This window comes from Georgenia sp. Z1491, assembly GCF_049856175.1.
Classification (GTDB): Bacteria; Actinomycetota; Actinomycetes; order Actinomycetales; family Actinomycetaceae; genus JB111.
In genome coordinates this window covers 339,944-352,820 of record NZ_JBNDNA010000001.1, presented here as the reverse complement: position 1 = coordinate 352,820, position 12,877 = coordinate 339,944, and the positions used below count along the sequence as shown (strand labels likewise).

At 74.9% G+C, this 12,877-nt stretch carries 13 protein-coding genes and 1 tRNA gene; 7 read left to right on the top strand and 7 right to left on the bottom strand.

Translation table 11 applies throughout. The features are described 5' to 3' along the window. Window positions 1-11 precede the first annotated feature (11 nt). The 4 genes from ACPYO4_RS01665 to ACPYO4_RS01650 all read right to left on the bottom strand — a co-directional run bounded on the left by ACPYO4_RS01665 (window position 12) and on the right by ACPYO4_RS01650 (window position 3,549). The gene (locus tag ACPYO4_RS01665) at window positions 12-1,253 is read right to left on the bottom strand and encodes a hypothetical protein (RefSeq protein ID WP_425707461.1); all 1,242 of its coding nucleotides are present in this window, start codon (window positions 1,251-1,253) and stop codon (window positions 12-14) included. Next, window positions 1,250-1,828, bottom strand: a complete 579-nt coding sequence (dcd, locus tag ACPYO4_RS01660) for a dCTP deaminase (protein WP_425707460.1) — start codon at window positions 1,826-1,828, stop codon at window positions 1,250-1,252. The genes ACPYO4_RS01665 and dcd overlap by 4 nt, the downstream gene beginning before the upstream one ends. Before the next feature lie 103 nt (window positions 1,829-1,931). Then, window positions 1,932-2,858, bottom strand: coding sequence for a YqeB family protein (locus ACPYO4_RS01655; protein ID WP_425707459.1), 927 nt, complete (start codon window positions 2,856-2,858; stop codon window positions 1,932-1,934). A 157-nt stretch (window positions 2,859-3,015) separates the two neighbouring features. Then, window positions 3,016-3,549, bottom strand: a complete 534-nt coding sequence (locus ACPYO4_RS01650; protein WP_425707458.1) for a hypothetical protein — start codon at window positions 3,547-3,549, stop codon at window positions 3,016-3,018. A gap of 208 nt (window positions 3,550-3,757) precedes the next feature. Here ACPYO4_RS01650 and ACPYO4_RS01645 point away from each other — a divergent pair, with 208 nt between their 5' ends. Further along, window positions 3,758-5,407 carry a hypothetical protein gene (locus ACPYO4_RS01645; protein ID WP_425707457.1) on the top strand — a complete coding sequence of 550 codons (1,650 nt, stop codon included), beginning with the start codon at window positions 3,758-3,760 and terminating at the stop codon, window positions 5,405-5,407. A gap of 91 nt (window positions 5,408-5,498) precedes the next feature. On the opposite strand, the gene ACPYO4_RS01640 is transcribed toward ACPYO4_RS01645, so the two are convergent. Further along, a complete protein-coding gene (locus ACPYO4_RS01640) occupies window positions 5,499-5,978 on the bottom strand; it encodes a LapA family protein (protein ID WP_425707456.1) in 480 nt (159 codons plus the stop codon). A gap of 183 nt (window positions 5,979-6,161) precedes the next feature. On the opposite strand from ACPYO4_RS01640, the gene ACPYO4_RS01635 reads away from it, so the two are divergent. Then, a complete protein-coding gene (locus tag ACPYO4_RS01635; RefSeq protein WP_425707455.1) occupies window positions 6,162-7,076 on the top strand; it encodes an OmpL47-type beta-barrel domain-containing protein in 915 nt (304 codons plus the stop codon). 168 nt (window positions 7,077-7,244) lie between these two features. Here the strand turns inward: ACPYO4_RS01635 and ACPYO4_RS01630 are convergent. Continuing rightward, window positions 7,245-7,315 (bottom strand) — tRNA-Gly (locus ACPYO4_RS01630). Window positions 7,316-7,496: 181 nt separating this feature from the next. Between ACPYO4_RS01630 and ACPYO4_RS01625 the strand changes: the two genes are divergently transcribed. Genes ACPYO4_RS01625 through ACPYO4_RS01615 form a run of 3 tightly spaced genes read left to right on the top strand, consistent with a single transcriptional unit; the run spans window position 7,497 to window position 11,481 of the window. Further along, on the top strand, window positions 7,497-10,040 hold the full coding sequence (locus tag ACPYO4_RS01625; RefSeq protein WP_425707454.1) for a circularly permuted type 2 ATP-grasp protein: 2,544 nt from the start codon (window positions 7,497-7,499) through the stop codon (window positions 10,038-10,040). 2 nt (window positions 10,041-10,042) lie between these two features. Next, entirely contained in the window at window positions 10,043-11,014 is a 972-nt protein-coding gene (locus ACPYO4_RS01620) for a transglutaminase family protein (protein ID WP_425707453.1), read from the top strand. Then, window positions 11,011-11,481, top strand: a complete 471-nt coding sequence (locus ACPYO4_RS01615; protein WP_425707452.1) for a (deoxy)nucleoside triphosphate pyrophosphohydrolase — start codon at window positions 11,011-11,013, stop codon at window positions 11,479-11,481. The genes ACPYO4_RS01620 and ACPYO4_RS01615 overlap by 4 nt, the downstream gene beginning before the upstream one ends. Here ACPYO4_RS01615 and ACPYO4_RS01610 read toward each other — a convergent pair. Next, complete coding sequence (locus ACPYO4_RS01610) at window positions 11,447-11,893, bottom strand: hypothetical protein (protein ID WP_425707451.1); 447 nt, start codon at window positions 11,891-11,893, stop codon at window positions 11,447-11,449. The genes ACPYO4_RS01615 and ACPYO4_RS01610 overlap by 35 nt on opposite strands. A 108-nt stretch (window positions 11,894-12,001) precedes the next feature. Between ACPYO4_RS01610 and ACPYO4_RS01605 the strand changes: the two genes are divergently transcribed. Further along, window positions 12,002-12,616: a TetR/AcrR family transcriptional regulator gene (locus tag ACPYO4_RS01605; protein ID WP_425707450.1), complete on the top strand. Its 615-nt coding sequence runs from the start codon at window positions 12,002-12,004 to the stop codon at window positions 12,614-12,616. Between the two features lie 53 nt (window positions 12,617-12,669). Then, complete coding sequence (locus ACPYO4_RS01600) at window positions 12,670-12,861, top strand: DNA-binding protein (RefSeq protein WP_425707449.1); 192 nt, start codon at window positions 12,670-12,672, stop codon at window positions 12,859-12,861. The last annotated feature ends 16 nt before the right edge of the window (window positions 12,862-12,877 follow it).

The following is a 12,877-nucleotide window of genomic DNA, read 5'->3' as shown; positions in this document are numbered from 1 at the left end:
GCGGCCGCGTCTCAGTCGCCGGACTCGGCGCCGTCGGTCGAGCGGACGAAACCGTCGTCGTCGACCACGTGGCCACCGATGAGCCGGACGAGGTCCGCCGCGACACCGTCCACGACGCGGCGGCCCTCGCGCCTCGAGCGCCGTCCGGCGCGCGTCGGGTGGGTGCCGAGGACCTCGTACGGGCGCCCGGGGCGGAACCGCACCTCGTAGGTGAGGACCGGCCGGGAGCCGGGCACGGCGTCGGGGGTGGCGTCGTCGGAGTGCTCGGCGAGCGATCCACGGCCCGCCCCGCCCTGGCCCAGGACCGGCGGCTCGAGCGGCGGCACCGGGAGGGCGCCGTCGCCTCCGGTGGTCGCTCGAGGGCGGATCGCCGGGAGCTCGACGACGGGAGCCACCGTCGTCACCTCGATCGTCACCATGTCCCGCGCCCACTCCGGCCCGTCGCCCACCATCCGTCCGCCGACGGACGAGGAGCCGCCGCCCCAGATGTCGTCGGAGAGGATGACGACGTCGTCGAGGAACCGGTCGAGGAGGACCGCCAGCTCGGTGGCGCCGAGCTCGACCTCGCTGCGCACGAGACGGTCGACCACCGAGGCCGGGTCGGGGACCACGACGGCGCCGGTGCCGGTGACGCGGACCGCGCCGCCGAGGCGCCGCGCGAGCGCCTGGACGTTCTCCAGAGCGCGCAGCTCGTCGCCCTGCGGGGTGCCGTCGGGGAACGCGTCCTCGAGCGGCGCGAGGCCCCTGAGCTCGGGCGGGGCGGGCTCGCCGCGGTCGGGCCGCACGCGCAGCACGAACGCGCAGGCCCCGGGCAGGTCGAGGTCGGCGGCCAGCTCCGGGGTCACCTCCCACGGGCCCGTGAGCACCGCGCCCGGGCCGAGGATGATCTCGTCGTCCCGCCGGGTGCGCAGGTCGGGGAGCCGCTCGACGAGCACGCCCGCGAGCGCGCTCGCACTGGTGTGCCGCTCGAGCACGAGCAGATGGTGGTTCGTCGCGACGGAGCGGTCGAGCCGACGGGTGCGCGGCCCGGAGGGGGCGGTCGACGTCGGGCCGCCGGGCACCTGTCCGGAGGCGTCCACCGCGCCCCCCGCGGCGTCCGAGGTCTCCGCCGGCCCCTCGGCCCGACGGTCGCGGCGCCGGCGACGCGGCGGCGCGGTGCCGTCTCCGGGACCCCCTGGCGCCGGGGTCCCGTCCGCCTCGCGCGCACGCTCGAGCTCGCGTTCCGCCTCGCGGCGGGCCCGGCGGGTGGTCATGACACGTCGACGCGGTTGAACCGCAGGTGGGACCGGGACGCCGTCGGCCCGCGCTGACCCTGGTAGCGCGATCCGTCCGCGCCCTGCCCGTACGGCCGCTCGGCGGCGGACGTGAGGCGGAAGAAGCACAGCTGGCCGATCTTCATGCCCGGCCACAGCCGGATCGGCATCGTCGCCGTGTTGGACAGCTCGAGCGTCACGTGCCCGGTGAAGCCGGGGTCGATGAACCCCGCCGTGGAGTGGGTGAGCAGGCCGAGCCGCCCGAGCGAGGACTTCCCCTCGAGACGGGCGGCGACGTCGTCGGGGAGGGTGACCTGCTCGAAGGTCGCGCCGAGTACGAACTCGCCGGGGTGCAGCACCAGGGGCTCGTCGGGGCCGACCTCGACGAGCCGCGTGAGGTCGGGCTGGTCGGCGGACGGGTCGATGACGTCGTAGCGGTGGTTGTCGAAGAGGCGGAACCGTCGGTCGAGCCGGACGTCGATGCTCGCGGGCTGCACGGCGGCCGGGTCGAACGGCTCGAGGCCCACGCGCCCTGCGTCGATCTGCGCGCGGATGTCGCGGTCGGAGAGCAGCACGGATCGATTGTGCCATCGCGGGGCGGCGGCGTCCGTCCCCGACCGAGGGCCCGCGCACGGGCCGGCGGGCCGGATGCCGGACGTCGGACGCCGACCCGGACCGCTAGGCCGCGGCGGCGGTCCCGCGGCCCACGACGCGACGCCACTGCTGCTGCGCGGGGCGCGAGCCCCGGTCGCGGACCATGACGCCCCGGCGGGCGAGCTGGCGGCGGAGAAGCTCGGCGTCGCCGTGCTGACCGTCCTGGACGGCGGCGGCCCGGGCGGCGAGCAGGCGGGCCGTCGCGTCGTCGAGCGCGTCGCCCTCGGTCCAGGTGCGGAAGTCGTCCTCGTGGGGGTCGTCGTCCTGCGGCTCGGGGTAGCCGTGCTCCACCAGCGCCCGGCGCAGCGGCTCCTCCGACAGCCGGAGCGGGAGCCGGGCGAGCTCGACCCCGCCGCGGCCGAGGACCACGAGGTCCTCGCCGAGGACGATCGTCCCGACGAGCGCGCGCGGCACGCAGACGCGGGCGTCGTCCCAGGTGATCGACAGCGAGCGGTCGGAGACCTCCGCGCGCATCGTCTCGCGCAGGGCGGCGGCCGCGACGACGGCGCCGAGCACGACGCCGAGCCCGACCCCCACGAGCAGGGCCACGGGCTCGCCGAGGCGGTCGCCGTAGCCGAGCACGCCGCCGAACGCCGTCAGGTGCGCGACGAGCTCGACGACGAGGGCCAGGAGCGCACCGACGACGGCGCCACCCAGGGGGAGCCCGACGGCGAGGGAGAGGCGGCGACCGGTGCGGGCCCGCACGCGCGTCGCGGCGGGCGGGCGGCGGGCGGACTCGTCGGCCGGCCCGGTCGTGGGGTCGATGGTGGTCACGTGGGCTCGCTCGGGCTCGGTCGGCTCCTGGGCGACCTTCGCCGGACGAGGCTGCAGCTGCGGGAGCCGGGGCGCACGGCGCCTGCTCCGGGTCCGCTCGTCGATGGTCATGACGCGCCCCCTCCGGTTCGACGGCGCGCGCGGGTGCCGCGTGGCGGCGGGCGGCGTCGAGGTCATAGCAGGAGCATGGCGCGGCAGGGCGCCGGAGGGCGTCCCTCTTGCGGGTAGAAGTGCCCGCCCGCGATCCGCCCGGAGGATGACGGGCCTCCACCCACGGGCGCACGCGTAGGTACGGGCGCGGGGCGGGGCTCGGGTCGGGGCTCGGGAGCCCCGACTAGCCGTGCTGTCCAGGCACCTCGGCGACGGCCTCCCGCAGGAGGGTCACCGCCCGGGGTCCCACGCCGTGGAGGTCGAGCAGGTCGTCGTCCGTCGTCTCGGCGATCTGCGCCAGCGTGGTGATCCCGGCGGCGGCGAGGGCGCGCGTGGCGGGCCGCCCGATGCTGCGCGGGAGGTCGCCGACCTCACCGGGCTCCGCCGTCGCGGCGCTCTCGGCGTCCGCGCTCACGCGCGCCGGGGCGCGGGAGGTCCAGGCGCGACGCACCCAGTGGTTGAGCGCCATGCCGTCGATGTCGGCGACCCGGACCCGTACGCCCGCTGGGGCGCCTTCCTCGTCGAGCGGTTCGGCCGTGGGGTACGAGCGGAGCACCTCGTCGGCGTCCGCCTGGTCCAGGTGCAGCACGGCCCAGGGGCCGTCGACCGCGGCGAACCGTTCGTCGTCGACCAGGAACGCGGCGTCGGCGCGCGTGCCGCGCTCCTCGACCTGCGGGAGCGCGAGTGCCGCCTTACGGAGCTGGGCGCGGGTCGTCATGCACCCAGCCTGGCACGGGTGCCCGGGCGGGGACCGGCCCCGACCGGCCACGCGCCCCGGCGGCAGGGCGCGCGAGCCCGACCTCCGCCCGGGGAGGGGCCCGGGGAGGGGCCCGGGGAGGGGCCCGGGGACCGGACGGGCGCGCGCCGTCGGCGCCGCACCTCTACTGTGCCGTGACCCGTCCGCACGCCCCGAGAGGCCCACCGCCATGCCCGACGCACCGCAGGAGACCCCACGTCCGCGGAGCCGCACCGTCGCCGTCCTGGGCAGCAGCGGGGGGAACCTGAGGAGCCACGGTGGCGACGACCCCGCCCGGCTGCTGCGCGACGTCGCCCGCCAGCTCGACGCCGCCGGCCTCGCCGTCGGTCCGGTCCAGCTCGTGGCCGCGGCGACGTCGATGGACGGGATCTCGCCGTCCACCGCGGCCGAGCTGTGGAGCATGGTCGACGGCGAGCCCACCGTGCTGCGCGCGGGCACGCTCGAGGAGGTCAACGTGGAGGCCCGCGCCATGGACGAGCGGTCGGCCGCGCTCGTGAGCGGCGGGCACGTGGACGGCCTCGTGCTCATGAGCGCCGACCCGACCGACACCAACCGGCGCACGGTCGAGGCGGCGGTGGCGGCCGGCATCCCCGCCGCCGGGACGGGCGGCACCTCGATCGCGACGGCCCAGCGCCTCGGTCTCGACCTGGTCTCCGTGTCGGGGACCACCGGCACCACGAGCTCGACCCGTGCGGTGTCCTACGTGTCCGGCCTCGCCCGGCACTGGAAGGTGCCGTACCGACCCGCGCTGGGCGGGTCCGCCGGCGTGGCCGGCTCGAGCGCCGGCGCCTCGGGGCCGGCGTGGCGGCGCATCAGCCTGCGCGGGATCATGGTCGGCTCCATCCCCGCGTTCATCGCGCTGGCGCTCGTCCTCGCCGTCTCGAGGATCCCGGGCGCGGACGCGCTCACCCCGGTCTTCGACATGCTCATCGCGGCGCTGCCGATCGTGGTCGCCGCGGTTGCCGCGCGCCGGGTCAGCGGCCTGGACGAGGTCGGTCTCGTGACCGGGGCGATCGCCGGGATCCTCTCGGCGCCCGGCGGCATCCTCGGCGGGCTGGTCGGCGGGATCCTCGCCGGCCTCGCGGCGTCGTTCCTGCTGCGGTGGACGCTGGCCCGACGGTTCCCGGCGACCACCGCCAACATCACCACCGGCGCCGTCGCCGGCCTGCTGCCCGGTCTGCTCGTGTACTTCGCGCTCGCGCCGCTCACCCGGCTCCTCGGCGAGTGGGTGCAGCTGTCGATCGAGTGGGCCGTCGACGTCAACCCGCTGCTGGCCGGCGCGCTGGCCGGGGCCGTGATGTGGCCGGCCATCATCGCCGGCGTGTACCACTCGGTGATCCTGCCGCTGGTGCTGCTGGAGATGGGACAGAAGGGGCACAGCTTCTTCGGCGCCGTCGACATGGTGGCGCTGGTGATGGTCTCCCTCGGCATCACGCTGGCGAACGTCGTCCGCCCCAGGACCTCCGGCGAACGGGCCCTGGCCGGCTCGGGCGGCGCGGTCAACTTCTTCTTCGGCACCTTCGTCGAGGCGTCCTACCCGTTCATGTTCGGCGACCGGCGCGTCCTCGGCACCGCCCTGCTCGCCGCCACGGTCGGCGGCGGCATGGTGGGGCTGTTCGGGGTCGAGGCCACTGCGTACCTTCCCGCCGTGGCGGTGCCGTTCGTCGCCACCGACGCCCTCGGCATGGTGCTGGCGATGCTCACCTCGGCGACGATCGCGTTCACGCTCACGCTGCTGATCAACATCTCCGCGATCCGTGCGGCACGGGCCGGGGCCGGCGCAGACGCGGCCGTGGCCGGACCCACCCGGGCGGGATAGGCCGGGGCGGGCTCATCGAGGGCCGGAACCACGACGGCCCGCGACGGCGACCTGGTCCCTGGTCAGGCGGCGGCCGGTGAGGCTGTGCCGGTCAGCGACCCTGCCGGAGCGCCGCGAGCTCCTTCTCCAGCCTGCGCACCCGGCGCGCGTCCCGGACGAGCAGCACCGAGCCGAACAACGCCATCACGAGCAGACCGGCGATGGTCGCGAACAGCATCGCGATGCCGAGCGGCAGCTCGAAGCTCCAGCCCAGGAAGCTGAAGTCCGCCGGGACGTTGTTCTGCAGGATGAAGACCAGCACGAGCACGAGGATCACCGCGCCGAGGATGAGCGCGACCCACGTGCTGACGGCGATACCGGGGCGCTGGCGCGCGGGCATCTGGACCTGGGAGGAACCCGCCCCGGGTCGCGGACCGGTCGAGGTGGTCGCGGGCGGCCGCGCCGTCGTCCCGGGCGGGTGCTCCCGGTCGCCGGGCACGTACTCGCCGTGGCTCTCCGCCGACCGACCGTCGTCGACGGGCCACCCGGCGGCCGTGGGCTCGCCGGCGGAGGGGTCGGGTGCGCGGTTCATTCTGACGCCTTCCGTAATGACGAGGATGTTCGGAGCCACAGCGTAGACACGCATGCCCGTCGGTGCGCGGCGAGACGCGTCCACGCGGCGCGACCTCGTACAGCGTGGCGACCCCCGCACCTCGCGTTCCACTACGCTCCTTCGGGCGGCAACGACGGCCGCCACCACGACCTGGGGGCAACGATGCGCACACGGACCCGACTCGCCACCGTCCTGCTGGGCTCCGGCCTGGTGATCTCGGCGTGCTCGGACGACGGCTCCGAGCCCGACGGCCCGGAACCCGCTGCCGAGTCCGACGGGGCGCAGGTCGGTTCCGACGACCAGGCTGACGGCCTCGCCGACGACGAGCACGAGGACCACGGCTCGCACGACCATGGGTCGGCCGACGCGCACGGCGCGCACGAGGGGCACGGTGACGACGCCGACCCCGACGCGGAACCGGTGGACGAGGGGCCGGTGGTCGCACGCATCCTCGGCACCTCGACGGGCGAGTACGTCGAGCTCGCGGAGGGACTCGGCAGCCCGACCAACACGCTCGTCGTCGAGGGCACGGCCACCATGGTGATGACCGAGTCCGGCACGGAGATCACCACGGAGGCGAACGGGTTGCTCTCCGGCGAGGCGCATCCGGCCCATCTGCACGACGGATCGTGCGCGGACTTCGGCGGGCACTACGGCGACGACCCCACCGGTCCCATGTCTCCGCCCAACGAGATCTGGTTGTCCTCCACGGGCGACCCGGAGGGGTCGCTCGAACCCAGCCCGACGGGATTCGCGACCGGAGAGGGGGGCGCGGACTGGCTCCCGCGCGTCCAGCCCCTGTCGATGATGATCCACGACTTCGAGGCGCCCGGACTTCCCATCGCCTGTGCGCCCCTCTCGGCGTTCGACGCGCCGGCAAGCGTCGTGCTCGAGGCCGACCAGGACGACGTCGACTCGATCGAGTACTCCCTCGACGGTGGCGAGTGGCAGCCCTATGCGGACGCGATCGTCCTCGACGAGCCCGGCTCGCACACCGTGTCCTACGCGGGCGTCGACAGCGCGGGCGAGCGCGGTGAGCCCGCGGAGATCACCGTCGAGGTCGTCGACGCCGGGTAGCCCTGCGCGCGGGGCGTCCCGCGGCAGGCACCAGGCCCCGTCGACCGGGGCGCGTCGGTGCCGGGCCGCCCGCACCCACGGGCTCCAGCCACGGCCACCGACGACGAACGGCTGAACCCCCGACACCGGGGATCCAGCCGTTCACGACGTCCTGGGACATCACATCCGAGCGGGTGACGGGAATCGAACCCGCGCTGTCAGCTTGGGAAGCTGAAGTTCTACCATTGAACTACACCCGCGTCGCGCCTGAGCGCCCGACCACTGTACCCGTCCCGCGCCCCTGGGTGCGTCACGTGCGCCGGACTGTGACCCTCACCCCTGGGTACGTCACGCCCGCCGGACTGTGAGCAGACCCTCGGGGTGGGCCGGGTAACCTCGGGGGCGCCCTGGTCCGGGCGGGAGACGAGCGACGGGAGGACCGTGAGCGACCTCGTCGACGACTACCGTGCCCGAGCCACCGCCCACGACGAGATGCTCGGTTCCCACCCCGACCACCGCCGGGCGTGGACGAAGATCCTCACCCGCCCCTTCGGCGCCGACCCCGCCGCACTGACGGCCGTCGCCGACGAGGTCGTCGACCTCCTCCAGGACCAGTCGGTCACCTACGGGGAGCCGGACAGCACGGACGGCTGGAACCTCGACCCCGTGCCCGTCCTCGTCGACGACGACGGCTGGCAGCCCCTGGAGTCCGGCCTCGCCCAACGTGCCCACCTGCTCGACCTCGTCCTGGACGACATCTACGGCGAGCGCCGCCTGCTCACGTCCGGCGCGATCCCGCCCGAGGTCGTGCTCGCCCACCCCCGGTACTCCCGCCACGCGCTGGGTCTCCCCCTGCACGGGGAGCACCGCCTGTTCCACCTGGCCGTCGACGTGGCACGCAACGCCGACCGCACGTGGACCGTCCTCATGGACCGCACGGGCACACCGGCCGGCGCCGGGTACGCGATGGCGGACCGCCGCGTCGTGTCCGAGGTGCTCTCCGGCGTGTACCGGCGCTCCCGCGTCCGCCGCGTCGGCCCGTACTTCCAGACGCTGCTCCGGTCCCTGCAGGAGGCCGCGCCCGCGGGCGCCGGCGACGAGCCGCACGTCGCGGTCCTCTCCCCCGGCCCCGAGCACCCCACCTACTTCGACCAGGCCTACCTCGCAGGGATGCTCGGCCTCCAGCTCGTGCACGGCTCCGACCTGCGGGTCGACGGCGGCCGGCTGACGATGCGCTCGCTCGGCAGCGAGGAGCAGGTCGACGTCCTGCTGCGCCACGTGCCGGCCGCCGACGTCGACCCCCTCGAGATCCGGTCCTCGGCCGGGGCGGGCACACCGGGCCTGCTGCACGCCCTGCGGTCGGGCTCGGTCGCGGTCCTCAACCCGATCGGCTCCGGCGTGCTCGAGTCGCCCGCCGTGCGGGCGCACCTGCCGCGCGCGGCCCGGTACCTCGGCCTCGGGGACCTCGAGCTCCCCACGGCCGTGACCTACTGGTGCGGCGACCGGTCGATGTGCAACCACGTCATCGCCAACCTCCACCGGCTCGTCGTCCGTCCCGTGGCCGGGCCCGAGCGCGCGGTGCGGGGCTGGGAGCTCACCGTCGCCGAGCGGGCGGCACTCGCGGCGCGCATCTCGCAGCGGCCGGGCTGGTGGGTGGGCGAGGAGCCGGTCGACGCCTCGACGACGCCGACCGTCGACGCCGGCACGCTGAACCCGCGCGCCACGTCGCTGCGTCTGTTCGCCGTCGTCGACGGCGCGGACTACCAGGTGATGTCCGGCGCGGTCGGGACGTCCGCCGCCGACGACCGGTCCACCCCGCTCGGCGGCTCGCTCGACGGACGCGCCAAGGACGTCTGGGTCATCACCCACCGCCCGCAGCCGGTGACGGCCTCGGGGGCCGCCGGGCTGGACGCCCTGCCGGGCCGGTTCCCCGACACGGCGGTCTCGCCGCGCGCGGCCGAGGACCTGTTCTGGCTCGGCCGGTACACCGAGCGCGCCGAGGCGACGGTGCGGATGCTGGCGGTCGCCACCGACCGCTGGGACGACTTCCGCTCCCGCCCGGACGACGAGCCGGGGACCGCGATCGGGCCGGACGAGGCGGACGCGCAGGACGAGACAACCAACCACGACGAGCCGGCCGGCCCCGGCGGGTCCGGCCACGACGCCCTCGACGTCCTCGTGCGCGCGCTGGGACTCACTCCGGACGACCCCGCGTTCGGGGCGCTCGTCACGGACCGGTCGCTCGCGGGCTCGGTCGCCTGGTGCGTGCAGCGCATCCAGCGCGACGCGCGCGGGGTGCGCGACAACCTTCCGCCCGAGGTCCTCACGGTGATCGCCAGCCTGGAGCGGGTGATCGGGCGCGAGCGCCGCAGGGCCACCGACGAGCTCACGGGCGTGCAGTCGACGCTCTCGCGCCTGCTCGAGTCGCTCATGGCCCTGCACGGGATCTTCACCGAGTCCCTCGTGCGGGACATCGGTTGGCGCCTGCTGGACGTGGGTCGGCGTCTCGAGCGCGCCCAGGGCGTGGTCCGGGCGCTCGAGCCGTTCAGCCGACGACGGGCGGCGGGCGCCGAGGAGCTCGTCCTGGAGTCGGTGCTCACCGCCCACGACTCGGTCATCACGTTCCGCCGCCGCTACCCGGCCGGCGGGCTCGGCGCCGCGCTCGAGCTGCTCCTGCTCGACGAGGCCAACCCGCGCGCGCTCGCGTTCCAGGTCGCCGCCCTCCAGCAGCACCTCGAGCAGCTGCCGGCCCTGGCCCGCACGACCGGTCAGCGCGACGAGCTGCTCGCCCAGGTCCGCGAGCTGCTCGCCGAGCTGCGCACCGAGCGCGCGGAGGAGGTGCGGGACGACGGCACCCGCACGCACCTGGAGGAGATCCTCACGTCGATCTCGTGGCGGCTGCGTGAGCTGACCGGCGAGATCACCGCCGTGCACTTCCGGCGCACGCCGGCCTCGCGCTGGACCGAGGGGCGGTGGGAGCAGTGACCGTGCCGACCACGTCGTACTACCGGCTCGAGCACCGGACGACCTACACGTACGAGACGACCGTGACGAGCAGCTACGGGCGGGCGCTCATCCTGCCCCGGCAGGTGGGCGGGCAGCACGTGCACGCCACGTCCCTGACCGTCACGCCGGAGCCCGGCGAGATCGCCGAGCACCTCGACGTCCACGGCAACCGGGTGACGTACTTCCACGTCACGAGCGACCACACCGAGCTCGAGGTCGTCGCCCGGTCGCTGCTGACGATCGACCGCCGCAGCGACCCGGCGCGGCTGCCTCACGTGGCGTGGGAGGAGTCCGCGGCCCAGGTCGCCGTCATGCGGGCCACCGGGCAGGCGGAGCACGGCGAGGGGGCGAGCTCGGTGATGTCGATCGTCGACCACAGCCTGCCGTCCGAGCACGCGAGCCCGGGCGAGTCCGTCCTCGCCTACGCGGCGGAGTCGTTCGCCCCGGACCGGCCGCTCGTCGCCGCGGCCTGGGACCTGTGCCACCGCATCTTCACCGACCTGGAGTACGCGCCGGGCACCACCACGGTGCGCACCACGCTGGAGGAGATCCTCGAGCGTCGCCGGGGCGTGTGCCAGGACTATGCGCACCTCATGGTGGCCGCGCTGCGCGCGGTCGGGCAGTCGGCCCGCTACGTGTCCGGGTACATCGAGACGCGGCCGCCGCCCGGACGGGAGAAACTGCGCGGGGTCGACGCCACCCACGCCTGGGTGGCCGTGTGGGTCCCCGGCGGCGGGTGGGTCCACCTCGACCCCACGAACGACCAGTTCGTCGACTCGCGCTACGTCGTCCTCGGGTGGGGCCGCGACTTCCGGGACGTCTCGCCGCTGTCCGGCATCGTCTACCGGGACGAGGGCTCCTCCACCCTCGACGTCGGGGTCGACCTGTGGCCGGTCGACCAGGCCGAGCTGACCGATCTCGTCGCCCGGGCCGAGCGGGGTGAGCAGTGGTGAGCCCGCGCCTCGTCGTCGCCGCCGCGATCGTCGACGACGACGGCGGACACCCCCTCGTGCTGTGCGCCCGCCGCTCGGCGCCCGAGCACCTCGCCGGCCGCTGGGAGCTGCCCGGCGGCAAGGTCGAGCACGGCGAGGAGCCCGCGGAGGCCCTGCACCGCGAGCTCGCCGAGGAGCTGGGCGTGAGCGTCGAGCTCGGCGAGCTGCTGCCCGGGCCGGAGTCGGGCGACTGGCCGATCGTCGAGGGGATGGTCATGCGCGTGTGGTGGGCCGGGCTGACCGCCGGCACACCGGCGCCGCTCGAGGACCACGACGAGCTGGCATGGGTCGGCCCGGCGGGCCTGCAGGACCTCGACTGGCTCGACGGCGACGTGCCGATCGCAGCCGCCATGCGCGCCCGGCTCGGCCGGACCCCTCCTGCTGCCGCCCCTGCTACTGCTGCCGCTCGTCGGGACGGTTGGTCATGAGGTCGACGCACGAGAGGGTGGCGCCGGGGAACCGGTCGCCGCACGAGCTACCGAACCGCTCGTAGTCGCTGCGCATCGGCGACTCGACGAACAGCTCGTCGCAGGCCGCGCCGTCGCCCGCCGCGCACTCGTCCCACAGCCGGTCCAGCGGCAGCCAGTCCCCGTACTCCGCGGGGCGGCGCGGTCCGACGAGCACGGCGGCGATGATCGTCATGACGAGGACGAGCACCAGGCACACCGCGGCGACGATCACGGTCGTCCGGCGGCGCCGCGACCTGGCGGCGTCGGCGTCGTCGTCGGCGCGTGCCCCGGTGGCGTCGAGGGACGGCGTCCCGTGCGCACCGTCGCCGACGTGCACCGCGGCCGCGCCGGCAGTGGCCGGCGTGCCGGGTCGTGCGTCGTCGTCGCGCAAGGCGGCCCCCTCTCCGCGGATCAACCTACCGGTCCCGTCGGGCCCACCGCCCGGGTCGTTCGATCAGACAGATTCCCCGTATGCGTCAGAACATGGCATCATCTGTGCATGCCTCGGATCATCGGCGGCTCGCTCGCGGAGCACCGCGACCTCACGCGCCGCGCCCTGTTCGCCTCGCTCGACCGGCTCATGCGTGAGCGCGGGTTCGACGCGCTCTCGCTCGCGGAGATCGCCCAGGACGCAGGCGTCGGCCGTACCTCGGTGTACAACCACTTCGCGGACAAGGAGGCGCTGCTGCTGGGCTTCATCGAGCAGGAGACCGCCGACTTCACCGAGGCGCTCACCGCGCGGCTGGCCGCGATCGACGACCCGGTCGAGCAGCTGCGGACCTACGTCCGCGAGCAGCTCCAGCTCGACCGTTCCTACCACTCGGCCCCCGGGCCCGCGCTCAAGGAGATCATCTCGCGCGACGCCGCCGAGAACCTCCGCGCCCACGTCGGCCGGGTCGAGCTCCTCCTGCGGGGGATCCTCGCCCAGGCGCGCGCGCAGGAGCTCATCGGCGAGAGCGACTTCGACGTCACCGTCCAGCTCGTCCACGCCTGCCTGTCCGGTCGCCGCCTGCCCACGGACGAGGCCGAGCGCGAGGAGTTCATCATCGCCACGCAGGAGTTCGTCCTGCGCGCGGTGGGCGTGCGGATACCGGCCGCGCCGGCGTTCGCCTAGATCGACGCGCGAGGAGCTCGAGGCAGTAGTACCGCTTGCGGTACCGTTGGTGCATGGCGATGAACCTGCGGCTCACGGACGAGGACACAGAAGCCCTGCGCGCCTATGCCGCCGAGCACAACACGTCGATGCAGCAGGCAGCCGTCGACGGGATCCGGCAGATGCTCCACGGTGAGCAACGCGCTCGGTTCATCCGGCACATCCTCGACGAGGACCGCGAGCTGTTGCACCGTCTCGCACAGTGACCTACTTCCTCACCCT

Bases quoted from the DNA above. Each gene is read 5' to 3' on its own strand.
- ACPYO4_RS01665 (WP_425707461.1), bottom strand. From the start codon at position 1,253: ATGACCACCCGCCGGGCCCGCCGCGAGGCGGAACGCGAGCTCGAGCGT.
- ACPYO4_RS01655 (WP_425707459.1), bottom strand. From the start codon at position 2,858: ATGACCTCGACGCCGCCCGCCGCCACGCGGCACCCGCGCGCGCCGTCG.
- ACPYO4_RS01650 (WP_425707458.1), bottom strand. From the start codon at position 3,549: ATGACGACCCGCGCCCAGCTCCGTAAGGCGGCACTCGCGCTCCCGCAG.
- ACPYO4_RS01645 (WP_425707457.1), top strand. From the start codon at position 3,758: ATGCCCGACGCACCGCAGGAGACCCCACGTCCGCGGAGCCGCACCGTC.
- ACPYO4_RS01640 (WP_425707456.1), bottom strand. From the start codon at position 5,978: ATGAACCGCGCACCCGACCCCTCCGCCGGCGAGCCCACGGCCGCCGGG.
- ACPYO4_RS01635 (WP_425707455.1), top strand. From the start codon at position 6,162: ATGCGCACACGGACCCGACTCGCCACCGTCCTGCTGGGCTCCGGCCTG.
- ACPYO4_RS01605 (WP_425707450.1), top strand. From the start codon at position 12,002: ATGCCTCGGATCATCGGCGGCTCGCTCGCGGAGCACCGCGACCTCACG.
- ACPYO4_RS01600 (WP_425707449.1), top strand. From the start codon at position 12,670: ATGGCGATGAACCTGCGGCTCACGGACGAGGACACAGAAGCCCTGCGC.